The following is a 22,852-nucleotide window of genomic DNA, read 5'->3' on the forward strand; positions in this document are numbered from 1 at the left end:
CTCAGGCGTCGCGTCGGCCGGTGATGACGAACCCGGCGATCAGTGCTGCCACGGCGTACAGGCAGAACACGCCGAACCCGGTCCACGGGCCGAGGGCGGCCGCCTCGCGGTGGGCGGCGACGTAGACCTGGTCGCCGGACTGCATCGGGATGTAAGGACCGACGGTGCTCTTCCAGGTCCCTGGCAGCAGGTTCAGCAGCAGCGGAGGGATGAACAGCAGGCCGAACAGGGTCGCGATCGCGCCGGCCGACGAGCGCAGGAGCGCGCCGAGGCCGAACCCGAGCAGGCCGAGCGCGGTCAGGTACAGCCCGCCGCCGAAGACCGCGCGGGCGACGCCGGGGTCGGTCAGCGCCGTCCCGCTCAGGGTGTGCGCGGGCAGAGCCGCCTGGAAGACGAGGTAGGCGGCGAAGGTGGACGCGGTGGACAGCGGCAGCGTCGCGCCGGCGAGGACCAGGGCCTTGGCCGCGAGCACGGTGCGGCGCCGGGGGACGGCGGCCAGCGTCGTGCGGATCATGCCCGTCCCGTACTCGGCGGTGATGAGGAGGGTGCCGAGCACGCCGAAGGCGATCTGGGACAGGTGCAGGCCCGCCAGTGCCAGCTGGACGACATCGACGCGCGCACGTTCACCGGCGCCCAGCCGGGGCGCCAGGACGGCCGCGGTCAGGACGGCGAAGCCGATGTTGGAGGCGAAGGCGATCAGCAGGACCCAGTAGGTGGAGCGAACGGTGCGCAGCTTGTGCAGCTCCGCCCGGAGCACGTTGGTGAAGTCGCCCCGCCGGCGGAGGACCGGGGACGGGGGCGAGGCGGTGACGGTCATGGCGGCGTCCTTCATTTCGCGGAGAGCGTCGGCGCGGAGTCACCGGACCGGTAGTCGGCGGCGTCGCGGGTCAGTTCCATGTAGCGCTGCTCCAGCGACATCCGCTGCGGTGACAGCTCCAGCAGCCCCAGCCCTCGGGCGCGGGCGAGATCGCCGATCTCGTCGGCCGTGGCGCCGGTGACCCGCAGGGCGCCGTCCGGCTCCCGGCCGACGGCGGCTCCGCGATCGGTGAGCAGCCGGGCCAGGTCGTCGGCCTCGGCGGAGCGGACCCTGATGTGGTTGCCGCCGCCCGCGGCGAGCAGATCGGCGACGGTGGTCTCGGCGATGAGCCGGCCGCGGCCGATGATGACGAGCCGGTCGGCGGTCAGCGCCATCTCGCTCATCAGGTGGCTGGACAGGAACACCGTGCGGCCTTCGCCGGCCAGCGACTTCAGCAGCGTCCGGATCCAGGCCACGCCGTCGGGGTCCAGGCCGTTGACGGGCTCGTCGAACATCAGGACCGGCGGGTCGCCCAGCAGCGCGGCGGCGATGCCGAGCCGCTGCGCCATGCCCAGGGAGAAGCCGCCGACCTTCTTGCGGGCCGCCGCTGCCAGACCGACCTGCCCGAGCACCTCGTCCACGCGCGAGCGCGGGATGCCGTTGCTCAGCGCCAGCCACATCAGATGGTCGCGGGCCGACCGTCCCCCTGCCACCGCCTTGGCGTCGAGAAGCGCCCCCACCTCGCGGAGCGGCCGGCGGTACCCGGTGTAAGGACGGCCGTTGACCGTGACCGATCCCGCGGTGGGCGCGTCCAGCCCGAGGATCATCCGCATGGTCGTCGACTTCCCGGCGCCGTTGGGACCGAGGAACCCGGTCACCGAACCGGACGGAGCGGTGAAGGACAGGCCGTCGACCGCCGTGACGCCGCCGTAGCGCTTGACGAGCGCGTCGGCCTCGATCATCAGTGCTCTCCCATGCTGATGACACCGGTCAGATGCAGCACGAGGACCAGGGCCACGACGGCCGCGGCGGCGGTGATGAGGAGCACTCTCCGGCGCCGGGACCCCGCGGCGATCGCGGGCTCGCCATGGCGGTCGGTCTCGGGGTGTGAAGGCAGGTCGGGCATCGAGCGCTCCTCGTCATCCGCGGGCGGCGTCTTCCGGTTCCAGCAGAGCCCAGGTTTGCAATACACAGTGTCTATGTCAACTCAAACTGTCTCTGAAGTTTTCAGAGTGTCCATATCGGACGGCGGCGTCGCGACAGACTGTCGCTGTCTGGTCATGTGTCCAGGATCGAGACACGGCTTACCATGGTCGGCATGCCGAGGATCTGGAGCCAGACGATCGAGGCGCACCGCGACGCGGTTCGCGAGGCGACCCTCGACGCCACCGCCGCCCTGGTGGCCGAACGCGGGCTGACCAGCGTGACGATGTCGCAGATCGCCAAGGACACGGGCATCGGCCGCGCGACGCTGTACAAGTACTTCCCGGACGTCGAGTCCATCCTGCGCGCCTGGCACGAGCGCCAGATCGACCACCATCTCCAGGAGCTGGTCCACACCCGCGACCGGACCACCGGCGCCGCCGAGCGGCTGCAGGCCGTACTGACGGCCTACGCCGGAATGCTCTTCCACCGCCCCCGCCACGACCGGGACCTCGCGGGCCGGCTTCACAGCGGCGACCACGTCGCCGTGGCCCACCAACGACTGCGCGACTTCGTCGGCGACCTGATCGGCGAAGCGGCCGCCGCCCAAGCGGTGCGGCAGGACGTTCCCGCCGCCGAACTCACCCTCTACTGCCTGCACGCCCTCGCCGCCGCCGGCGACCTTGACGATCCCGAAGCCGTCCGCCGCCTCGTCCGGACCACCCTCACCGCACTCCGGCCTCCACCCGACCCGAACGAGCCCGCCACCGGGGAAGGGTGAAGCCTGAACTGGCTGATCGTGGAGAGCCTGACACTGCCGGGCGTCCTCGCCGAGCACGACCTGAAGGACCTCGTCGCCCTCGCCGTCGAGCGCGCCCCGCGACGGGACGTGAGCCGGAGACGGCGGCGCCTCCCCGCGGCCGCGGGGAGGCGCCGGGAGACGGAGGCCGTCAGCCGATGTGGAAGCCCGCGCCCACGCCGCCGTGCGCGTTCATGTCGTCGAGGATGCTCGTGATGGGCGTGAAGTGCTGGACGCCCCACGCCGAGCCGGCCAGGGCCGTCCCGTTGACGACGGGGGACCCGGAGTCGCCGGCCCACGTCCAGATCAGCGTCCAGTACCAGGGGGCGTCGGCGCCGAGGGTGGCGCCGCAGGTGAGGCCGGTGGTGTGCCCCTGCTTGCACATCCGGGTGCCGGACGCGGGGACCGGGCCGACGGAGTCGATCGTCGTCGAGCCGTTGGGCGCGCCGACGGTGGCGGCCGGGGCGACCTTGGCCGGGTCGAGCCGGATGACCGCGTAGTCCAGGCCGCGGGGGCCGCCGGAGGCGTAGTTGTTGGGCTCGCTGACGTAGGTGACCTTGCCGATCGGGCCGATCGCCATGGTCGCGTCGAAGTCGAAGGTGGCCGGGGCGGGCGAGTCGGGCGTCCCGGCCGGGGTGGTGTTGGCGTAGACCGTGTCGCCCACGAGCTTGTTGCCGTCGGCGTCGATGAAGCAGTGCGCGTTGGTGAGGCCCACCAGGTTCCCGTCGGCGTCGTGGCCGATCGCGGTCAGCGTGCACAGCTCGAAGCTGTAGCCGCCGCCGGAGACCTGCTTGACCTGCTGGACGATTCCGGAGCCGCCGCCGAGCGGCACCGGGGAGTCGGCGTGCGCGGGCAGCGCGGGCACGGACAGGCCCGCGGCGGCGAGGGCGGCGGCGAGGGTCCTGCGCAGGAGCTTGGGCATCGTGGCTCTCTTCCAGGAGTCGGGCGACCGGACACCGCAAGCTAAACAGACATCAATGTCTTTCTGGAAGCCGGGACGACGCCCCGGCGCGCGGCACGGCGCTCCCGCGGGCATGCCGCGGAGACGTCACCGCACGTCAGACCGGGACGTCCATCGCATCGTGGCCGTTTCAGGACAGCGGGCGGCCCGGGCCCTTCTGGATCTGCGCGAGGAACAGCTGCGCGAGCGCGTGCTGCCCGGCGGCCGTCGGATGGAAGCTGCGCGGCTCGGCCTCCAGCGCCGACAGGTTCAGCGCCAGGCCGTTCATGTACGGAACCGCGCTGCCCGCCTCGTGGCCGGCGAACGCGCTGTAGGCGTCGACGAACTCCACGCTCCCCCGGCCGTGCCGCGCCACGACCCGCGCGTCCGCCTCGGCGGCCGACTGCCGGACGAGCTGCCCGAGGTCGTAGGCGCGCGCGTTCAGCCAGCGCTGGTCCGAGACCGTCATGTTGTCCCCGCCGACCCCCGTGACCTCGGAGAACGCCTTCGGATAGCCCATCACGATCACCCGCGCGGACGGCGCCCGATCGGTGATCCTCTCCAGCAGGGCGGGCAGGTCCCGGCGGAGCCTCGCCATCCGCCCGGCGATGTCCGCGCCCTGGTCGGTGCAGCTGTGGCTCCACGGCAGACGCATCACGCAGCCGCCCAGCACCTTGGAGAACCCGACGTCGTTGCCGCCGATGCTGATCGTCACCAGGCTGGTGCCGGCGTTGACGCGGTCGAGCTGCGGGGGCTCGCCGTACCGCCCCTTGAGGACGTCGGCCGTCGTGGCGCCCGAGCACGCCCAGAACGAGGACCCCTTGGCGAACCGGAACGCCGTCGAGACCTCGTGGTAGTACGCCTTGGACGTGCGGCGGCACCGGTTGAGCGGGTTGTTGTCGGCGACCGTCGCCTCGGCGCCGACACCCGCCGAGTACGAGTCGCCGAGCGCGGCGTACGCGCCGCGCGTCGCCGCCTCGACCGGCGTGACCTGCTTCTCCTTCGCGACGACCGGATCGGCGCGGACCGGCGGCTTCGGCCGGGGGCACCCGCTCCCGAACGCCTTGCACCGCGCGGCCGGCATCGCCACCAGCGGAACCACCGCGAGGGCCAGCAGCCCCACCAGGACGAGGACGGCGAGCCCGCGCTCGCCGAGACGCTCCCGCAGCCGACGCGGCCAGGACCCGGGGGTCAATCGTCCTCCTCGCGCAACCGGGACGCCGGGAGCCCCCGACCGTCCGCCTTTACGTTGTAGATCTTGAAATGGGACGCGGGCGGGGCGTCGCGCGTTCCCGGAGAACAACCTTACGTGCGGGCGCGGCTCATCCGGTGCCGGGCGCGGGCAGCGGCAGCCACATCACGACGCGCGGCCCGAGGTCGTGCAGGCCGGCCGCGATCTCCGCGTCCCAGTAGGCGCGGACGCCCGGTCCCCAGCGTTCCTCGGGGAGCTCGGCGAAGCCGTGCCGGGCGTACCAGGGGCCGTTCCACGGGACGTCCCGGAACGTCAGGAGGCTCACTCCCGGGGAGCCCCGCCCGGCGGCGCCGTCCACCACCGCGCGCAGGAGGCGGGTGCCGATGCCCCGGCCGACGAGGTCGGCGTGGACGGAGATCTGCTCCAGATGCGTCGCGCCGTCCACCTCACCGACGGTCGCGAACCCGACCGGCGGGTCCCCGGCCACGAGGAACCCGGCGCCCTTGGCGATCATCTCCTCGGCGATGGTCGGGGAGGGCGGGAACACGATCCCGATCCTCTGGAACAGGCGGTCGCCGGAGTCCTCGATGGACGGCAGTCCGGCAAGGTCCCCGGGCCGCGCGGGGCGGACGTCGTACTCCATCCCGCGAGCCTAGGACGCCGGGCGGGCGCGCGGCCTCTCCTTTTCCGCCGGCCGGGCCGCAGCCGGAAGGGGGCGCGGCCGGAAACGGGTTGCCGCCGGCTCGGGCCGATGCGACCGTGTGCGGCATGGCGACGGTGCGGCTGCTCGAGATCGGGGACTGGGCCCTGTACCGGTCGGTCCGGCTGGCGTCCCTGGCCGAATCGCCCGCGGCCTTCTGGTCGTCCCTCGCCCGCGAGGAGGCGTTCGCGCCGAGCGTCTGGCAGGACCGGCTCGCCGCCCGCAACACCTTCCTCGCCGAGACCGCCGACGGCCCGGCCGGCCTGGCCGCCGTCGTTCCCGACGAGGGCGCGGCGGCCGAGCTCGTCGGCATGTGGGTGGCGCCGTCCGCCCGCGGCCGGGGGATCGGCGACCTGCTGGTCCGCGCCGCACTGGAATGGACCGCCGACCGGGGCTTCGCCGAGCTGAGGCTCTGGGTCTTCGAGGGGAACCGTCACGCGGAGCGCCTCTACGCCCGCCACGGCTTCGCGAGGACGGGCCGCGCCGAACGCGGCCGTCCCGGCAAGGACGAGATGCAGTTCGAGATGGCCCGCACCGTGACCGCGCGGTAGCGCGTCACCCCGCGGCGTACCGCCGCAGGAACGGCCGTACCGCCGGCAGGGCGAGGTCGAGGCGCAGGAACGCGTCCAGATGAGAGCAGCCGGGAAGCTCCACCAGCGAGGCGTCCGGCACGGCCTCGGCGGTGCGGCGGATCGCGGTCGACCGGCGGTCGCGGTCCCCGGCGAGCAGCAGCACCGGCACGCCCGCCGCCGCCACGGCACCGTCGACGCCGGGCCTGCCGGAGGCACCGATCGTCTGCGCGGCGAGCACCTCCGGGTCGACCGCGAGCATCGCGGCGCGCATCCAGCCGGGCACGAAGCCCTGCCTCTCCGCCGCCTCGACGAACGGCGCGGCGCCCTTCTCGCGGCACAGCTCGGCCTCCCGCTCGACCTCCGCCCGGCCGAACCCGACCTCGCCGGCGTGGGCGCCGCCGGCGATCAGGCAGGTGAGCCGTTCCGGGCGGCGGGCCAGCAGGTGGAGCCCGACGATGCCGCCCATCGACGCGCCCCAGAGGGCGGTCCGGCCGATGCCCTCGGCATCGAGCACGGCGACGACGTCGTCCGCCTGCCGCTCGACGCGGTAGGCGGACGCGTCGTGCGGCGCGTCGCTCTCGCCGTAGCCGATCGCGTCGATGAGGACGAGCCGGTACTCCCCCGCCAGCGCGTCGACGTGACCGCTGGAGCGCCAGACGCCGCGGTGGCCGAAGGATCCGTGCAGCAGCACCAGGGGCGGCCCGCTCCCCGCGGTCTCCCAGGCGATGCGGCGTCCCTCGCGTCCGGTCCTTCGCATGCCTCGATCGTCCGCGCGGCCGCCGATGATCGCCAGCCGTTTTCCGGGGCGCCGGCCGCCCGACGCCGGCCGCGGGCCACCTGACGCCGGCCGCGGGCCACCTGACGCCGGCCGCGGGCCACCTGACGCCGGCCGCGGGCCACCTGACGCCGGCCGCGGGCTACCTGACGCCGGCCTCCTTCATCTCGCGGAGCTCGCGCTTGAGCTCCTTGATCTCGTCGCGGAGCCGGGCGGCGAGCTCGAACTGCAGGTCGGCGGCCGCCTGGTGCATCTGCTCGGTCATCTGCTCGATGAGGCCCTCCAGCTCCTCGCGGGGCCGCTCGCCGACCAGGTCGGCGGCGTGCCGGCCCACCTCCTTGGTGCGGGACGCGAGGCCGGGGACGGGTGCCTTGCCGCGGCTCTGCTGGCGGCCCGCGCCGCCGATGAGCGTCTCGGTGTCGGCGTCCTCGCGGGCGAGGGAGTCGAGGATGTCGGCGATCCGCTTGCGCAGCGCCGTCGGCTCGATGCCGTGCTCCTCGTTGTAGGCCTGCTGCTTGGCGCGGCGCCGGTTCGTCTCGTCGATCGCGCGCTCCATCGACGGGGTGACGGTGTCGGCGTACATGTGCACCTGGCCGGAGACGTTGCGGGCCGCGCGGCCGATCGTCTGGATGAGGGAGGTCTCCGAGCGCAGGAAGCCCTCCTTGTCGGCGTCCAGGATCGACACCAGCGACACCTCGGGCAGGTCGAGGCCCTCGCGCAGCAGGTTGATGCCGACCAGCACGTCGAACTCGCCGGCGCGCAGCTCGCGCAGCAGCTCGATGCGGCGCAGCGTGTCGACCTCGCTGTGCAGGTAGCGGACCTGGACGCCGAGTTCGAGGAGGTAGTCGGTGAGGTCCTCGGCCATCTTCTTGGTGAGGGTGGTGACGAGGACCCGCTCGTCGCGCTCGGTGCGCAGCCGGATCTCGTGGACGAGGTCGTCGATCTGCCCCTTGGTCGGCTTCACGACGATCTCCGGGTCGATCAGGCCGGTGGGGCGGATGACCTGCTCGACGACGTCGCCCTTGACCCGGTTCATCTCGTAGGGGCCGGGCGTCGCCGACAGGTAGACGGTCTGGCCGATGCGGTCGAGGAACTCCTCCCACTTCAGCGGCCGGTTGTCCATCGCGGACGGGAGCCGGAACCCGTGCTCGACCAGCATCCGCTTGCGGGACGCGTCGCCCTCGTACATCGCGCCGATCTGCGGGACGGTCTGGTGCGACTCGTCGATGACGAGGAGGAAGTCCTCCGGGAAGTAGTCGAGGAGGGTGTTGGGGGCGGTGCCGGGGCCGCGGCCGTCGATGTGCCGGGAGTAGTTCTCGATGCCGGAGCAGGTGCCGACCTGGCGCATCATCTCGATGTCGTAGGTGGTGCGCATGCGCAGCCGCTGCGCCTCCAGCATCTTGCCCTGCCGCTCCATGGCGGCGAGGGTCTCCTCCAGCTCCGCCTCGATGTCGCCGATGGCGCGCTCCATGCGCTCGGGGCCGGCGACGTAGTGGGAGGCGGGGAAGACGTACAGCTCCTCGTCCTCGGTGATGACCTCGCCGGTGAGCGGGTGCAGGGTGGCGAGCTTCTCGATCTCGTCGCCGAACATCTCGATCCGGACGGCGAGCTCCTCGTACTGCGGGATGATCTCGATGGTGTCGCCGCGGACCCGGAACGTGCCGCGGGTGAACGCCAGGTCGTTGCGGGTGTACTGCATGCCGACGAGCTGCCGGAGCAGGTCGTCTCGGTCGATCTCCTGGCCGACGTGCAGCCGGACCATCCGGTCGACGTACTCCTGCGGGGTGCCGAGGCCGTAGATGCACGACACCGACGCGACGACGACGGTGTCGCGGCGGGTGAGCAGCGAGTTGGTCGCCGAGTGCCGCAGCCGGTCGACCTCGTCGTTGATCGAGGAGTCCTTCTCGATGTAGGTGTCGGTCTGCGGGATGTACGCCTCGGGCTGGTAGTAGTCGTAGTACGACACGAAGTACTCGACGGCGTTGCCCGGCATCATCTCGCGCAGCTCGTTGGCGAACTGCGCGGCCAGCGTCTTGTTCGGCTGCATGACCAGGACGGGCCGCTGGAGCTTCTCGACCAGCCACGCGATGGTGGCGGTCTTGCCGGTGCCGGTGGCGCCGAGCAGCACCGAGTCCTTGTCGCCGCGATCGACGCGCTCGGCCAGCTCGGTGATCGCCTGCGGCTGGTCGCCCGACGGCGTCATCTCGGTGACGACCTCGAACGGCGCCACGCGGCGCCGCAGGTCCGTGATCGGCCGCATGATCGCCTCTCCCCCTGGTCTTTCCTTCGCTTGCCGCCCACTCTATGCAGCAGGTACGACAATCGCGGACCCCTCGATATTTCCGCAGCTCAGGCCGGTGAAACGGTCAGGAGGCGGGGAGCGGGAGGCGGGCCCTGACGGCGTAGCCGCCGCCGCGCGGCCCGGCCTCGAAGCTGCCGCCGAGGGCGGTGACCCGCTCCCGCAGGCCGACGAGGCCGTGCCCGCCGCTCGGCAGGTCGTGCGCGGGCGGCGCGGTGGGCGGGTCGTTGGCGATCTCCACCTCGATCGCCTCGGGGAGCAGGCCGAGGTCGACGCGGGTGTCGGCGGCGCCGGCGTGCTTGTGCACGTTGGTCAGGGCCTCCTGGACGAGCCGGTAGAGCGTCCGTCCCACCGCGGTGGGCATGGGGCGTTCCGCGCCGCGGACGGACAGGGCGACCCGCAGGCCCGCCGCACCGGACTGGCCGATCAGCTCCCGCACGTGCTGGAGGGTGACGGCCTCCTGCGGGAGCGCCTCCTCGCCCTGGCGGAGGACGCCGATCACGTGCCGCAGCTCCTCCAGCGCCTGCCGGCCCATGTCGCCGATGACGGCGGCGGTCTCGGCGGCCCGCGCGGGGTCGCGGGCGGCGACGGCCTTGAGGGCGCCGGCGTGGACGACCATGACGCTGATCCGGTTGGCGACCACGTCGTGCATCTCGCGGGCGATGCGGGTGCGCTCCTCGCCCCGCGCGCGCTCCGCCAGGAGGTGCTGCTCGCGTTCCAGGCGCGCCGTGCGTTCCTGGAGCGAGGCCAGGAGCTGCTTGCGCGCGCCCATGTAGAGGCCCAGCAGGACGGGGACCCCGGTGAACGTGATGCCGAAGATCGCCTGCGCGAGGAAGCTGTCGTTGCTGGACGTGGGCGGGGGGAAGGCGAGGCCGACGGCGTAGTTCAGGGCCGCGACCCCGAGGACGACCCGGCGGGACGCCGCGTAGGCCGCCAGCGAGTAGAGGATCACCAGGACGACGAACGCGCCGCCCCCGGTGACGGCGCTGAACGCCGTCGCGAAGACGGCCAGCGCGACGGGATGCCGGCGCCGCACGACGATGCAGAGGCCGAGGACGGCGCTGCACGCCGACGTGACGGTGTGCGGCAGCCAGAAATGCTGGGGGGAGAACCAGAGGAAGAGACCGTCCAGAACCGCGAAGGACACGGCCAGGGTGACGTCCAGCGCGCGTGAACGCCGCGTCGGCCACGCCGCCGACCACCAGCCCCGCAGGTGCATGCGACGAGCCTATAGGCAGGCCAGGGGACCCGAACCGTCCCAGAAGGACCGAGCCCGCGCGACCGGTCTCCGCCCAGGTGACGGCGCCGGCGGCGGTCCCGGTGACGGGGGTGTGGCCCGGCGGCGCCCGCGACGCCCCGCCCGCAGGGCTTTCCCGCCGTCCCGGTGCTGTGGTTACGATGACCGCGCCGACTAGGACGGGGATGGCAGCAGACGATGACCCGCTTCGCCAACTGGCTCGGGAAGAACGCCGACGCCTTCATCGCGCTGGTGCTGGCGATCACCGTCGCGGTGCTCGGGCTCGGGGTGAACCTGCCGCACGAGGCCGAGATCACCAACAGCGCCATCCTGGCGGTGATCGCGCTGCTGGCCACCTCGGTGCTGCGCGACCGGGGCCGCCGCATCCCGGTGGAGGCCGAGGTCCGCGACACGCTGCGCGCGTCCGCGTCCACGCTGGAGGAGCTGAGCGGCCGGCTGTCGCACGTCGAGCAGTTCGAGAGCGTGCTGGCGGGCACCAAGCGGGCGCTGGAGGAGACGGCGGTCGTGCGGGTGATCGGCGGCGGGCAGGTCGCGCACGTGCTGGAGGAGGCGCGCCGCGACACCGACCGGTGGTTCTTCAAGGGCGGCACCGGGACCTACATCCGCGCCAAGACGCTGCCCGAGTGCGTGGCGGCCGCCCGCAGGGACCGGCGCACGCTGCTGTTCCGGCTGGAGATCCTCGACCCCACGAACACCGAGGTCTGCGAGGCGTACGCGCGGCACCGGCGCTCGGTGTCGGAGGCGCCGGACGCGACGGGCGAGAAGTGGACGCTGGAGCGCACCCGCAAGGAGGCGTACGCGACGCTCCTGGCGGCGTGCTGGCACAAGCAGCGCTTCGGGATGCTCGACATCGACATCGGCCTGGCGCAGACGATGACGACGCTGCGCTACGACCTGGCGTCGTCGCGGCTGGTGGTGACCCGCGACGACCCGCGCGGCGAGGCGCTGGTGGTCGACAGCGACAAGTTCTACTACAGCTGGGTGAGCGCCGAGCTGCAGATGAGCCTGGACCAGGCGCGCCGGGTGCCGGTGGAGCAGGCGCGGCTGGCGCCGCTGGACGACGAGCCGACCGTCGAGGAGGTCCGCAAGCTCTTCGAGGTGATCGGGATTCGGCTGTCGCACTCCTACACCGACCGGGACGTCATCGAGATCATCCGGAAGGCGCTGCGTGCGAAGGACCCGTACGAATGACCGGGGCGCGGCCCCGGCGGCGGGGAGGACGTGGCGGGACGGGATGAGGTACGAGGAGATCCGGGGGGACATCCGCGCCGGCCTGGCCGCGCGGACGCTGCCGGCGTGGGCGGGGCGGGTCCTGGAGGACGCCGTCGCGGGCCGCTCGCCGGTCGCGGCGGTGCGCCACCCTCTGGGCTTCCTGTGCCTGCCGCTGGAGCGCAGCGGCGATCTCGGGGTGTGCCTGCACATCTGGACGCCGGAGGTGCGGCCCGCCCCGTCGACGACGTCGCCGGTCCACTGCCACAGCTGGGACCTGCTCAGCTTCGTCCTGTACGGGACGGTGCGGAACGTCCGGATGGACGTCCTCGAGGAGCCGGGCGCCGCGGCGGGCGGCGCGGCGGGCGGCGTCGCGGCGGCGGTGGAGAGCGCCGGGCAGGTGTTCGAGGTGCTGAGCAGCGGCGACGTGGACGAGCTGCGGGCGACGGGCCGCGCCGTCCGCTACCGTCCCGGCCCTTCGACGACGCACCGCACCGGGGAGTCGTACACGCTGCCCGCGGGGGTGTTCCACAGCACGCTGATCGAGGACGGCCTGGACGCGGCGACGGTGGCGCTGGGGCGGCAGACGCCCGGCGGCGGCGATCTGTCGCTCGGGCCGCTGGACGTCCCGACGCACCGGGTGCGGCGCTCCCGGTCCGATCCCGGCGACACGGTGCGGGCGCTGCGGCGCTCGGCGCACCGGATCGCGACCGCGCATCCCGGCCCCGCCGGGGTCGCGTCCCCGCCCGGCGAACCGCCGTCCTCCGGCCCGTACGGGCGCCGGCACCGCTCGGCCCGCCGGTAGGCGGGCCCGTCAACGACTGGAGAGGCCCCGATGAGAACCGGCACCCCGTCACCGGCCCTCCCGGTCGATCTCTCGGAGGCCCGCCGGGTGGCGGTCGAGGCGGCGGAGGCGGCGGGGACGCTGCTGCGGTCCCGGGTGGACGGGCCGGTGGACGTCCGTCCCAAGGGCACGGCCGGGGACGTGGTGACGGAGCTGGACACGGCCGCCGAGTCGCTGATCCTGGAGCGGCTGCGCGCGTCGTATCCGGGGCACCGCATCATCGCGGAGGAGTCCGGAATCCTGGACGGCGCGCCGGGCGAGGAGATGGTGTGGCTCGTCGATCCCCTGGACGGCACCAACAACGTCGCGATCGGGATGCCGGTGTACGCGGTCGGCCTGGCGCTGTGTGCGCGCGCGGAGCCGGTGCTGGGCGTCGTCCATGACCCGGTGACGGGGCGCACCTGGTCGGCGCTGAACGGCGGGGGCGCGCAGGGGCCCGGCGGGGCGCCGCTCACGCTGCCGGACCGGCCCCGTCCGGGGCGGGAGCGCAACCCGGTGCTGGCGTGGACGCAGGGCCACCAGGTGGGGCCGGGCGACGCCGCGGCGTTCCGGCTGCGCTCGCGGGTGGAGGCCGGGTGCGCGCGGATGCTGCAGCTGTGGGCGCCGCTGGTGGGGTGGGCGATGCTGGCGCGCGGCGACATCGACGGGTTCGTCGGCTACCTGCCGGAGATCGTGGACCTTCCGGCGGGGGCGCTGCTGGCGGCGGAGGCGGGCGCGGAGCTGCGCCGCCTGGACGGGGCGCCGTACGAGCTGGGCATCGACCGGCCGCCGGCGGAGCTGAGCTTCGTCGCGGCGCGTCCGGAGCTGCTCGACCGCCTGCTGGAGACGGCCGCCGGGAGCGTCCCGCCCCCGTGAGCGGGCCCGGTGCGGGTCAGCGGGCGGGTCAGCGGGCGGGTCAACGGGTCAGCGGGTCAGCAGCAGCGCCCCGACGGCGGCGCCGCAGCCCAGGACCGCCAGGGCCGCCCCGGTCAGGACGAACTTGCGCATCGGGACCCGGACGTCCCAGCGGCGGCACCACTCGAACCACAGGAGCGTGGCGAGCGACCCCCACGGGGTGATGACGGGCCCGACGTTCGTGCCGGCGAGCAGCGAGAGCAGCTGGTCCTTGTTGGACGCGGGCACGGCGGACTCGCCCGCGACGTAGGCGGGCAGGTTGTTCAGGACGTTCGCGAGGCCCGCCCCGGAGAAGGCGGCGCGGAACGCTCCCGAGGCGCCGCCGTCGGTGCCGACGAGCGCGCGCATCGCGTCGTCGAGCCCGTAGCGCTCCAGGGTGGGGACGACCAGGAACAGCCCGGTGACGAACACCATCAGCTGCCACGGGATCAGCGCCGGCCGCAGCGCCGAGCGGTCCCGGACGGCGAACGCGGCGACGGCGACGGCGGCGGCCACGGTGGTCGCTATGCCTAGCTGGATCCCGGTGTGGACGCCCGCCAGGATCGCGCCGATGAACAGCAGGCACGCGGCGCCGGTCGAGGTGAACAGCACCCGGTCGCGCACGGGGACGGGCTCCGGCGGGTCGTAGACGTCCTCGCCGCGCATGCGGCGCCGCCAGTAGAACACCCACAGCAGCGCCATGGTGACGGCCAGGACCGCCGCCTGCGGCAGCCACATCCGCGCGGCGAACGCGGGGGTCTCCAGGGCCACCCGGTCGGACGCGAGCAGGTTCGTCAGGTTGGAGACGGGCAGCAGCAGGCTGGCGGTGTTGGCGAGCCACACGGTCGTCATGGCGAGCGGCAGGGCCGCGATCCGCGCGCGGACCGCGAGCGCCAGCATGACGGGCGTGAGCAGGACCGCCGTCGTGTCGAGGTTGAGGAAGACGGTGTTGATCGACGCGAACGCCACGCACAGCAGGAACAGGGCGGCGTAGCGGCCGCGCCCGGCGCGCGCCATCCGCTGCGCGATGGCGTCGAAGACGCCGGCCTCCTTGGTCAGCTCCGCGAGCACGATGATCGCGAACAGGAACAGCAGCAGCGGCGCGATGCGCCCGACGCTGGAGCGCGCGGTCTCGGCCGGCAGCGCCCCGGTCGCGACGAAGACGAGGCCGAGCGCGAGGACGCCGATGCGGATCCAGTCGAGAACGCCCAGCGAGCGGGCCGCGCGGCGGACGGTCTCGATCGGGGGCGACACGCGCGCCATGATCCCATAACCGGGCCGGTGCGCCGGCGGCTCACCGGGCCGATGCGGTGGAGATCGCCTTCCCAGGCGCGATACTGGCGGCATGACTCCCCCCGGCGGCCGTCCACGGCAGGAGCGCCCTACGGACTTCTTCATCAGCTACTCCCCCGCGGACGAGCGGTGGGCGTCCTGGATCGCCTGGCAGCTGGAGGCGGCCGGGCACCGGACGATGATGCAGGCGTGGGACTTCGTGCCGGGCACGAACTTCATCGACTTCATGGACCGGGGGCTGTCGGAGGCCAAGGCCGTGGTGGCGGTCCTGTCGCGCAACTACCTGCGCTCCCGGTACGGCCGGCTGGAGTGGATGGCGGCGCTGCGGGCCGACCCGGACGACCCGGCCCGCAAGCTCGTCACCGTCCGGATCGAGGACTGCCCCATCGACGGGCTGCTGTCGACGATCACCTACGTGGACCTCGTCGGGATCGAGGACCCCGACGAGGCGCGCGGGCTGCTGATGCGGCGCATCCAGGAGGCGCTGATCGGGCACGCGCGCCCCTCGGACGGCCCGGGCTTCCCCGGAGGCGGGCAAGGGGCCGCGGGCGCCCCCGCGGCGATCGTGGGCCGCCTGGAGGGCGGTTCCGCCGGGGACCGGCCCGCCGGGCCGCGGCGCCCGGAGCCGGTGGGCGAGCGGCCGGCGCGCCGCGCGCCGGTGGCGGCGCCGGCGTTCCCCTCGGCGCGCGGCGGCGAGGAGCGCCGCGAGCGGCTGAGCGTGCTGCACGTGTCGGGCCCGCGGTTCGGCCGGACCCTCGCCGAGCCGGGCGAGCCGACGACGGCGGCGGAGCTGCAGGACCGCGTCTGGAGCGACGTGACCCGGCTCGCCGACGCCGGCGTCCCCCGCCCGGACCTGCTGGTCCTCACCGGCAACCTCACCCACTCCGGGAGCCGCAAGGAGTTCGCCGAGGCGCTGTCGTTCCTGACGAGCCTGCGCGCCCTGCTCGGCCTGGAGGCGCAGCGCGTCGTGGTGGTGCCGGGCACGCACGACGTGACCCGCGCGGCCTGCCAGGCGTACTTCTCCAGCTGCGAGGCCGACGACATCGAGCCGCAGCCGCCCTACTGGCCGAAGTGGCGGCACTTCGCGAACCTGTTCAAGGAGTTCTACCAGGGCCTCGACGCGCTGATCTTCGACAGCGCGCAGCCCTGGACGCTGTTCCCCGTCCCCGACCTGAAGGTCGTCGTGGCCGGGCTCAACTCGACGCTCCCCCAGTCGCACCGCGAGGAGGACCGGTACGGCCGGGTCGGGCAGGCGCAGGCGGCCTGGTTCAACGAGCGGCTCCGCCACTTCGAGGACGAGGGGTGGCTGCGGCTCGGCGCGGTGGAGCACACGCCCATCGCTGGCGAGCCTGGGGCGCTGCGCGACCCCGAGACGGTGGAGACGCTGCTGAGCGGCCACCTCAACCTGTTCTTCCAGGGCGCCGAGTCCGATTTCGGCGCCGTGCCGCTGCTCGGCTCCGGCGTCCCGTCCGTCCCGGCGCTCGGGCCCGGGCGGCACCAGACCGTCGTGCTGGGGCCGGACGGCCTGGAGCGGTGGATCCCCGAGGACGCCGCGAGGCGCGGCCCCGAGCGCCTCGCCGTCGCCTGGTCGAAGACCGCGGGAACGTTCCCGCCCCCCGCGGAGGCGGCGGCGGTGGCGCCGGCCGGTCCCGTCCCCGGGCTCGGCCCCGGCGACGCCCCGGACCGTCCCGCCGACCCGGCGCCCGACCCCACGGCCCGGCTGCTGGACCGGCTCACCGAGGCGTGCGAGACCCGGTTCGAGCGCGCGAAGATCCGGCGCGTCGTCCCGCCGCCCCGCGAGGACGGCCGCGCCGACCCGCCGCACCTGCTGCTCACCCACCTGGAGGACGGGTTCGTCCGCCAGTACCGGATCGGCGCGCACGTCGGCCAGGTGACCGAGGAGGACGTGGACGCGTTCGTCCGGCACGTGCACGCCGACGGCGCCGACCACGGGTCGGAGCTGGTCTACCTCGGGCCGGTGCCGCCGCGGTCGCTGCGCGAGGACGCGCTGCGCCGCGGCATCCGGGTCCGCAGCCTCACCGAGTTCCAGGGGCTGCTCGACCTGTCCGAGTACGTGTCGGCGCAGACGGCGCGGCTGTCGGCGGGCGGGCTGTACCCGCCGTCGCTGTACGTCCCGCAGCGGTACCGGGAGCTGGACCGGTTCCGCCCGGACGCGTCGGCCGGCGAGACCTCCCCCGAGACCTCGGCCGGGCCGTCCGGCGGCGCCTCCGGCGGGGGCGCCGGCGTCGAGGAGGACGTCGTCGGCGAGATGCTGCGGCTGCTGGCCGCCGACCACGGCCGGTTCCTGCTGCTGCTGGGCGACTTCGGCCGCGGTAAGACGTTCGCGCTGCGCGAGCTGGCCCGCCGCATCCCCGAGGAGCTCCCGCACGTCGTCCCGATCCTCATCGAGCTGCGCGCGCTCGACAAGGCGCACTCGGTGGACGGGCTCGTCGCCGCGCACCTGGCCAACCACGGCGAGGAGCTGATCGACCTCAAGGCGTTCCACTACATGCTGCGGCAGGGCCGCATCGTGCTGCTGTTCGACGGGTTCGACGAGCTGGTCACCCGGGTGACCTACGACCAGGCCGCCGACCACCTGGACACCCTGCTGCAGGCCGCCCAGGACAAGGCGAAGATCGTCGTGGCGAGCCGCACCCAGCACTTCAAGTCGCAGGCGCAGGTGCTCACCGCCCTCGGTGAGAAGGTCGGGGTGCTGCCGCACCGGCGCGTCCTCGGCCTGGAGGAGTTCGGCCCCGGGCAGGTCCGCTCGTACCTGGTCAACCGGTACGGCGACGAGGAGGCCGCCGACGCCCGCCTCGGCCTGCTGTCGGGCATCGAGGAACTGCTCGCGCTGACGTCCAACCCGCGCATGCTGAGCTTCATCGCCGACCTCCCCGAGGACCGGCTGCGCGCCGTCGCGCAGGCCCGCACCACCGTCAGCCCCGCCGACCTCTACCACGAGATCCTGTCGTCGTGGCTGGCGTACGAGGCCGAGCGGGTCCGCGGCACCGGCGGGCCGTCCGGGCTCGCCGTCGACGACATGTGGGAGGCGGTCGGCACGCTGGCCCTCCGGCTGTGGGAGGGCGACGAGCAGTTCCTGCGCCTCGCGGAGCTCGCCGACGTCTCCGACACCCTCACCGGCCTCGCCGAGGGACGCCTGTCGCCGCACCAGGTGACGCACGCGGTCGGCGCCGGCAGCCTGCTCGTCCGCACCGGCGAGGGCCTGTTCGGCTTCATCCACGGCTCGGTGATGGAGTGGCTCGTCGCCCGGCACATCGCGGACGCGTTCGCCCGCGGCGCCGTCCCCGCCGCGCTCAGCCACCGCGCGCTGTCCCAGCTCACCGTGGACTTCCTGTGCGACCTCGCCGACACCCGCGCCTGCCAGGACTGGGCCGCCGGCGTCCTCGCCGACCCCGGCGCCGACGACACCGCCCGCGCCAACGCCATCCGCGTCACCACCCGGCTGCGCACCCCCGCCCGCACCGACCTGCGCGGCGCCCGCCTGCAGGGCGAGGACCTGTCCTACCGCGACCTGCACGAGGTCGACCTGACCGGCGCCGACCTCACCGACGCGCAGCTGGTCGGCGCGAACCTGTCGCACGCGGTGCTGCGGGACGCCTCGCTCGCCGGGGCGCGGCTGGACGAGGCGAAGCTGACCGGCGCGGACCTGCGCGGCGCCGACCTGTCGCGGGCCCGGCTCGCCCGGACCGACCTGCGCGACGCCGCCGTCGAGGGCAGCCGCTGGACGCGCGCCGCGCTCGTCGACGCCGACCTCCCCGACCGGATCGCGTCCGCGCCGGAGCTGCGCGAGGCCGCCATCGCGCCCGGCCGCCCCATCGACATCCAGGTCGCGCCCGCCGCCGTCGGCGTCCCCTACGGCTTCCACTTCCAGACCAGCCGGCTGCCGCAGCCGCTCGCCTACAGCCCCGGCGGGTCCGTCCTCGCGGTCGGCAGCGAGGACGGCGGCGTCCTCGTCTGCGACGCCGTCACCGGCACCCCGCTGCGCACCCTCCAGGGCCACCGCGACCGCGCCTACGCGGTGGCGTTCGACCGCGCCGGCGACCTGCTCGCCAGCGGCTCCGCGGACGGCACCGTCCGCGTCTGGGACCTGGCGAGCGGACGGTGCAGGCACACCCTCGCCGTCCACCCCGAAGGCGTGTGGCCCGTCGTCGTCGGCGGGCACGCGCCCGCCGGCGGGAGCCTGGTGGCGGGCGGCGCCGCCGACGGCGCGATCCGGATCTGGGACGCCGCCACCGGCGAGCACCTCCACGAGCTGTCCGGGCACACCGCGCCCGTCTACACCGCCGTGTTCGACCCCGCCGGCTCCCTCATGGTCACCGGCGACGCGGGCGGCACCCTCCGAGTCTGGGACCTCGCCACCGGCGCGCTGCGGCGCGAGCTGACCGGCCACCGCGGCGCGGTGTTCCGCGCCGTGTTCCATCCCGGCGGCTCGATCCTGGCGGCCGGCGACGAGGCCGGCGTCGTCCGGCTCTGGGACATCCGCACCGGCGAGATCCGGCAGGAGCTGCTCGGCCACACCGGCCGCGTCTACGCCATCGCGTTCCATCCCGGCGGCGACCTGCTGGTCACCGGCGACACCGACGGGTCCGTCCGGCTCTGGGAGGACGGCCGGCACCGCGCCACCCTGTCCGGCCACGGCGGCGGCATCTACCAGGCCGCCTTCAGCCCCGACGGCGGCCGGCTCGCCACCGCCGACAGCGCCGGGTCCGTCCGGCTGTGGGACCCCGCGACGGGCCGGCAGCGCCTGGAGCTCGCCGGGCACCGCGGCGCCGTCTGGCCGTTCGCGTTCCGCCCCGACGGCCACCAGCTCGCCACCAGCAGCAACGACGGCACCGCCCGGCTGTGGGACGCCGAGACCGGCCAGTGCCGGACGGTGCTGCGCGGCCACGGCCGCCGCGTCACCGGCGTCGCGTTCAGCCCGGACGGCGGGCTGCTGGCCTCCAGCGGCAACGACGGCCTCGTCCGGCTCTGGGAGCCGCGCACCGGCCGGATGGTCCGGGAGCTGCGCGGCGTCGCCGACAACCTCACCTCCGCCGCGTTCAACCCCCGCGACTCCCAGCTCGCGACCGCCACCAACGACGGCGGCGTCCACCTGTGGCAGGCCGGCACCGGCACGTTCGAGCGCGAGCTGAACGTCGAGACCGACCACGTGTGGGCGCAGGCCTTCGCGCCCGACGGCGACGTCCTCGCCACCGCCAACGACGACGACAGCGTCCGGCTCTGGTACTGGACGAGCGGCCGGGAGATCGTCAACCTCGCCGACCACCGCGGCCGGGTCCGCTCCATCTGCTTCCATCCCGGCGGAGACGCCGTCGCGACCGGCTGCGACGACGGTGCGGTCCGGCTGTGGGAGCCGCGCACCGGCAAGCTCCTCCGGGTCCTGCGCGGCCACGCCGACCGCGTCTACCAGGTCGCGTTCGCCCCGTCCGGCGCCGTCCTCGCCAGCGCGAGCAACGACGGCACCGTCCGGCTGTGGGACCCGTCCTCCGGCGAGGCGCTGCACGAGCTGCGCGGCCACACCGGCCGCCTCTGGACGACGGCGTTCCACCCGTCCGGGGAGATGCTCGCCAGCGCCGGCGACGACCTCGTCGTCCGGCTCTGGGACCCGGCGACCGGCCGGCCGCTGCACACCCTCACCGGCCACACCCGGCGCGTCTGGTCGGCGGCGTTCAGCCCGGACGGGACGCAGCTCGCCACCGCAGGCGACGACGGCGCCGTCATCCTGTGGGACGTCTCCGACCGCGCCGCGCCCGCCCGCCGCGCGACCCTCCTCGGCCTCGCCGAGGGCTGGGCCGCGCTCGCGCCCGACGGCCGCTACAAGTGGGAGGGCGACGCGACCGCCGAGTTCTGGTACGCCGTCGGCATGTGCCGCTTCGAACCCGGCGAGCTCGACGACTACCTCAGCGACGTCCGCCAGCTCCCCATGGACGCCGTGTTCTAGCGATCCCGGCCCAAGGGGCTCGCCTGGCGGCTCGCCCCTTGACCGTGCTCGGGCGAGCGCGACCTCGCTTCGCGAGCTGCCCGGTGGGGCTCGCCTTCGGCATCGCCCCACCGGTCAGATAGCGCGCTCGCGTGACGGTCGAGGCCCGAGCGGCTTCGCCCCACCGGTCAGATGGCGCGCTCGCGACGGCTCAGGTCTGCTCGCGGGGGGTCTTCTCGGCGGCTTGGCGGGTGAGGGTCTCCCAGAGGGCGTCGACCTGGGCTTTCAGGTCGTCGAGGGTGCCGGAGTTGTCGATCACGTGGGTGGCGACGGCGCGGCGCCGCTCCCGGGTGGCCTGGTTCGCCATGCGGGCGCGGGCGTCCTCCTCGGTCATGCCGCGGCGGGAGGTCAGCCGGTCCAGCTGGGTCTCCTCCGGCGCGTCGACGACCACGACGACGTCGTACATGCCGGCGAGGCCGTTCTCCGCCAGCAGCGGGACGTCGTAGACGACGATCGCGTCGGCGGGCGCGGCGTCCATCAGCTCCTGCATCCGCTCCCCCACCAGGGGGTGGACGATGGCGTTCAGCGCCGCGAGCCGGTCCGCGTCGGCGAACACGATCCTGCCGACCTTCTCCCGGTCGAGGGCGCCGGACGGCAGCAGCACCTCCTCGCCGAACTCGGCGACGACCGCGGCGAGACCCGCGGTGCCCGGCTCGACCACCTCGCGGGCGATCTTGTCGGCGTCGATGACCACCGCGCCGCGCTCGTCCAGCCGCGCGGACACCTCGCTCTTGCCCGACCCGATCCCGCCGGTGAGTCCCACTTTCAGCACGCGCCCACCCTAGCGCCGGCGGGCCCAGCCGGGGATCAGGGGGTTTCGGCGGGCACGAGGGGCTTGCGCATGTGCACCAGCGTCAGGTGCGCGGCGACCCGCTCCCGGTGCGTCTCGGCGTAGCCGAGACGCCGGTACAGGCGCAGGTTGCCGTCGCTGAGGTGCCCGGTGAACAGCACGCACGCGTCGGCGCGGCCCGCGACGCGCTCCTCCAGCTCCCGCATCAGCCGCCCGCCGATCCCGCGTCCCTGCAGGTCGGGCGCGACGACGAGCCGCCCGACCAGGCAGGTGTGGTCGCTGAACTGGGCGCGGACGGCGCCGGCCATCCGGCCGCCGAGCACCGCCTTCAGCACCACCGCGTCGCCCCCCAGCACCTTGCGCAGCTGCTCCAGCGACTCGACCAGCGGCGGGATGAACGGGTCGCCGTACAGCTGCGCCTCGGAGACGTAGGCGGCGCGCTGCAGCGTCAGCAGCTCGCCCGCGTCCGCCGGCACCGCCGGCTCGACCGTCGCCGTGCTCGCGTCCCCGCGCCCGGGCGCCGCGTCCCGCATGGTCGCCTCACTTCCCGATCCGGAGCGTCACCGCGACCGGATAGTGGCCGGACGCCCCCGAGCGGGGGACGTCGTAGTCGGTGAACAGCACCCCGTCGGAGCCGAAGACGTAGTCGGTGCGGTCGCCGTCGACGGAGGTCGGGGACGCGTCGCCGCCGAGCGCGGCGTTCCGCAGGTCCGTCCCGTCGGTCATGCCGGTCACCTCGGGGCTGCCGGGTCCGGCGCCGAAGTCGCCGCCGATGACGGTCCGCGGCGCGCCGCCCCAGGCGCGCAGCAGCGCCGCCACCTCGCGGGACCGCTCCTTGCTCTGGCCGTCGCCGCCCTGCAGGCGGGTCGACCACACGTCCATCGTGCTGCCGCCGACGGCCAGCCGCGCCCACACGTACCCGCGGATCTGCGACCAGTCGCCCTTCTGCATCCGGCCCGTGCCGGAGCTGCGGACGGGCAGCGAGGTCAGGATCGCGTTGCCGAACTGGCCGTCCGCCGCGGGCCCCCAGATCAGCTTCATGCCGAGCCGCCGCGACAGCCAGACGCCGAGGTCGGCGGTGCCGGACAGCAGCGACCCGCGGCTCGCCTCCTGCAGCAGGACGACCTGGGCGCGCTGCCCCTCGATGGTGCGGGCGACGCCCTCGGGGTCCAGGCGGCCCTTCTGGTTGATGGCGTCCTCGATGTTGTAGCTGAGCAGGCGGACCTGGCCGGGGACGGGCCCGGCCTTCGCCGTCCCGTCCGGCGCGGCCACGGTGAACACGACGGTGCCGAGCAGCAGGGCGAGCGCGGCGGCGCCGCCGGCCAGCGCGCGCAGCGGTGCGCGCGCGGGCAGCGGGCCGCCGCGGGC

The 22,852-nt window shown here is 74.3% G+C and carries 19 protein-coding genes; 6 read left to right on the forward strand and 13 right to left on the reverse strand.

All coding sequences use genetic code 11. The features are described 5' to 3' along the window. Position 1: 1 nt before the first annotated feature. Genes J4557_RS46790 through J4557_RS46800 form a run of 3 tightly spaced genes read right to left on the reverse strand, consistent with a single transcriptional unit; the run spans position 2 to position 1,922 of the window. A complete protein-coding gene (locus tag J4557_RS46790) occupies positions 2-817 on the reverse strand; it encodes an ABC transporter permease (RefSeq protein WP_208274017.1) in 816 nt (271 codons plus the stop codon). An 11-nt stretch (positions 818-828) separates the two neighbouring features. Continuing rightward, positions 829-1,758, reverse strand: coding sequence for an ATP-binding cassette domain-containing protein (locus tag J4557_RS46795; protein ID WP_208274026.1), 930 nt, complete (start codon positions 1,756-1,758; stop codon positions 829-831). Then, positions 1,758-1,922: a hypothetical protein gene (locus J4557_RS46800; RefSeq protein ID WP_208274027.1), complete on the reverse strand. Its 165-nt coding sequence runs from the start codon at positions 1,920-1,922 to the stop codon at positions 1,758-1,760. The genes J4557_RS46795 and J4557_RS46800 overlap by 1 nt, the downstream gene beginning before the upstream one ends. A gap of 192 nt (positions 1,923-2,114) precedes the next feature. Here J4557_RS46800 and J4557_RS46805 point away from each other — a divergent pair, with 192 nt between their 5' ends. Next, positions 2,115-2,720 (forward strand): TetR/AcrR family transcriptional regulator, encoded by a 606-nt coding sequence (locus J4557_RS46805; RefSeq protein WP_208274028.1) that lies wholly within the window; start codon positions 2,115-2,117, stop codon positions 2,718-2,720. Positions 2,721-2,889: 169 nt separating this feature from the next. Here J4557_RS46805 and J4557_RS46810 read toward each other — a convergent pair whose 3' ends face one another. The 3 genes from J4557_RS46810 to J4557_RS46820 form a co-directional block, all read right to left on the reverse strand. Further along, positions 2,890-3,660 carry a chymotrypsin family serine protease gene (locus tag J4557_RS46810; RefSeq protein WP_208274029.1) on the reverse strand — a complete coding sequence of 257 codons (771 nt, stop codon included), beginning with the start codon at positions 3,658-3,660 and terminating at the stop codon, positions 2,890-2,892. Positions 3,661-3,829: 169 nt separating this feature from the next. After that, a complete protein-coding gene (locus J4557_RS46815) occupies positions 3,830-4,873 on the reverse strand; it encodes an SGNH/GDSL hydrolase family protein (RefSeq protein ID WP_208274030.1) in 1,044 nt (347 codons plus the stop codon). 127 nt (positions 4,874-5,000) lie between these two features. After that, on the reverse strand, positions 5,001-5,513 hold the full coding sequence (locus tag J4557_RS46820; protein ID WP_208274031.1) for a GNAT family N-acetyltransferase: 513 nt from the start codon (positions 5,511-5,513) through the stop codon (positions 5,001-5,003). Between the two features lie 125 nt (positions 5,514-5,638). Here J4557_RS46820 and J4557_RS46825 point away from each other — a divergent pair, with 125 nt between their 5' ends. Further along, a complete protein-coding gene (locus J4557_RS46825) occupies positions 5,639-6,121 on the forward strand; it encodes a GNAT family N-acetyltransferase (RefSeq protein WP_208274032.1) in 483 nt (160 codons plus the stop codon). Positions 6,122-6,125: 4 nt separating this feature from the next. Here the strand turns inward: J4557_RS46825 and J4557_RS46830 are convergent, their stop codons facing one another. The 3 genes from J4557_RS46830 to J4557_RS46840 all read right to left on the reverse strand — a co-directional run bounded on the left by J4557_RS46830 (position 6,126) and on the right by J4557_RS46840 (position 10,435). Continuing rightward, on the reverse strand, positions 6,126-6,899 hold the full coding sequence (locus tag J4557_RS46830; RefSeq protein WP_208274035.1) for an alpha/beta fold hydrolase: 774 nt from the start codon (positions 6,897-6,899) through the stop codon (positions 6,126-6,128). 160 nt (positions 6,900-7,059) lie between these two features. Beyond that, the gene (uvrB, locus tag J4557_RS46835; RefSeq protein ID WP_208274036.1) at positions 7,060-9,177 is read right to left on the reverse strand and encodes an excinuclease ABC subunit UvrB; all 2,118 of its coding nucleotides are present in this window, start codon (positions 9,175-9,177) and stop codon (positions 7,060-7,062) included. Between the two features lie 106 nt (positions 9,178-9,283). After that, positions 9,284-10,435 (reverse strand): sensor histidine kinase, encoded by a 1,152-nt coding sequence (locus J4557_RS46840; RefSeq protein WP_208274038.1) that lies wholly within the window; start codon positions 10,433-10,435, stop codon positions 9,284-9,286. A 216-nt stretch (positions 10,436-10,651) separates the two neighbouring features. Between J4557_RS46840 and J4557_RS46845 the strand changes: the two genes are divergently transcribed. The 3 genes from J4557_RS46845 to J4557_RS46855 are packed head-to-tail and all read left to right on the forward strand — an operon-like array spanning position 10,652 to position 13,382. Next, a complete protein-coding gene (locus J4557_RS46845; RefSeq protein WP_208274040.1) occupies positions 10,652-11,665 on the forward strand; it encodes a hypothetical protein in 1,014 nt (337 codons plus the stop codon). A gap of 43 nt (positions 11,666-11,708) precedes the next feature. Then, complete coding sequence (locus J4557_RS46850) at positions 11,709-12,488, forward strand: hypothetical protein (protein WP_208274042.1); 780 nt, start codon at positions 11,709-11,711, stop codon at positions 12,486-12,488. A 30-nt stretch (positions 12,489-12,518) separates the two neighbouring features. Continuing rightward, the gene (locus J4557_RS46855; protein WP_208274044.1) at positions 12,519-13,382 is read left to right on the forward strand and encodes an inositol monophosphatase family protein; all 864 of its coding nucleotides are present in this window, start codon (positions 12,519-12,521) and stop codon (positions 13,380-13,382) included. Between the two features lie 48 nt (positions 13,383-13,430). Here J4557_RS46855 and J4557_RS46860 read toward each other — a convergent pair whose 3' ends face one another. Next, positions 13,431-14,654: an ArsB/NhaD family transporter gene (locus tag J4557_RS46860; RefSeq protein ID WP_307800606.1), complete on the reverse strand. Its 1,224-nt coding sequence runs from the start codon at positions 14,652-14,654 to the stop codon at positions 13,431-13,433. A gap of 91 nt (positions 14,655-14,745) precedes the next feature. Here J4557_RS46860 and J4557_RS46865 point away from each other — a divergent pair, with 91 nt between their 5' ends. Further along, on the forward strand, positions 14,746-20,655 hold the full coding sequence (locus tag J4557_RS46865) for a WD40 domain-containing protein (protein WP_208274047.1): 5,910 nt from the start codon (positions 14,746-14,748) through the stop codon (positions 20,653-20,655). Positions 20,656-20,845: 190 nt separating this feature from the next. Here the strand turns inward: J4557_RS46865 and coaE are convergent, their stop codons facing one another. The 3 genes from coaE to J4557_RS46880 form a co-directional block, all read right to left on the reverse strand. Then, on the reverse strand, positions 20,846-21,466 hold the full coding sequence (gene coaE, locus J4557_RS46870; RefSeq protein ID WP_208274049.1) for a dephospho-CoA kinase: 621 nt from the start codon (positions 21,464-21,466) through the stop codon (positions 20,846-20,848). Between the two features lie 35 nt (positions 21,467-21,501). After that, positions 21,502-22,017: a GNAT family N-acetyltransferase gene (locus J4557_RS46875; protein ID WP_208274051.1), complete on the reverse strand. Its 516-nt coding sequence runs from the start codon at positions 22,015-22,017 to the stop codon at positions 21,502-21,504. Positions 22,018-22,024: 7 nt separating this feature from the next. Further along, positions 22,025-22,852 (reverse strand): endonuclease/exonuclease/phosphatase family protein (locus J4557_RS46880; protein ID WP_372442602.1); only part of this gene is annotated, 828 nt, incomplete at its 5' end.

This window comes from Actinomadura nitritigenes, assembly GCF_017573545.1.
Taxonomy (GTDB): Bacteria; Actinomycetota; Actinomycetes; order Streptosporangiales; family Streptosporangiaceae; genus Spirillospora; species Spirillospora nitritigenes.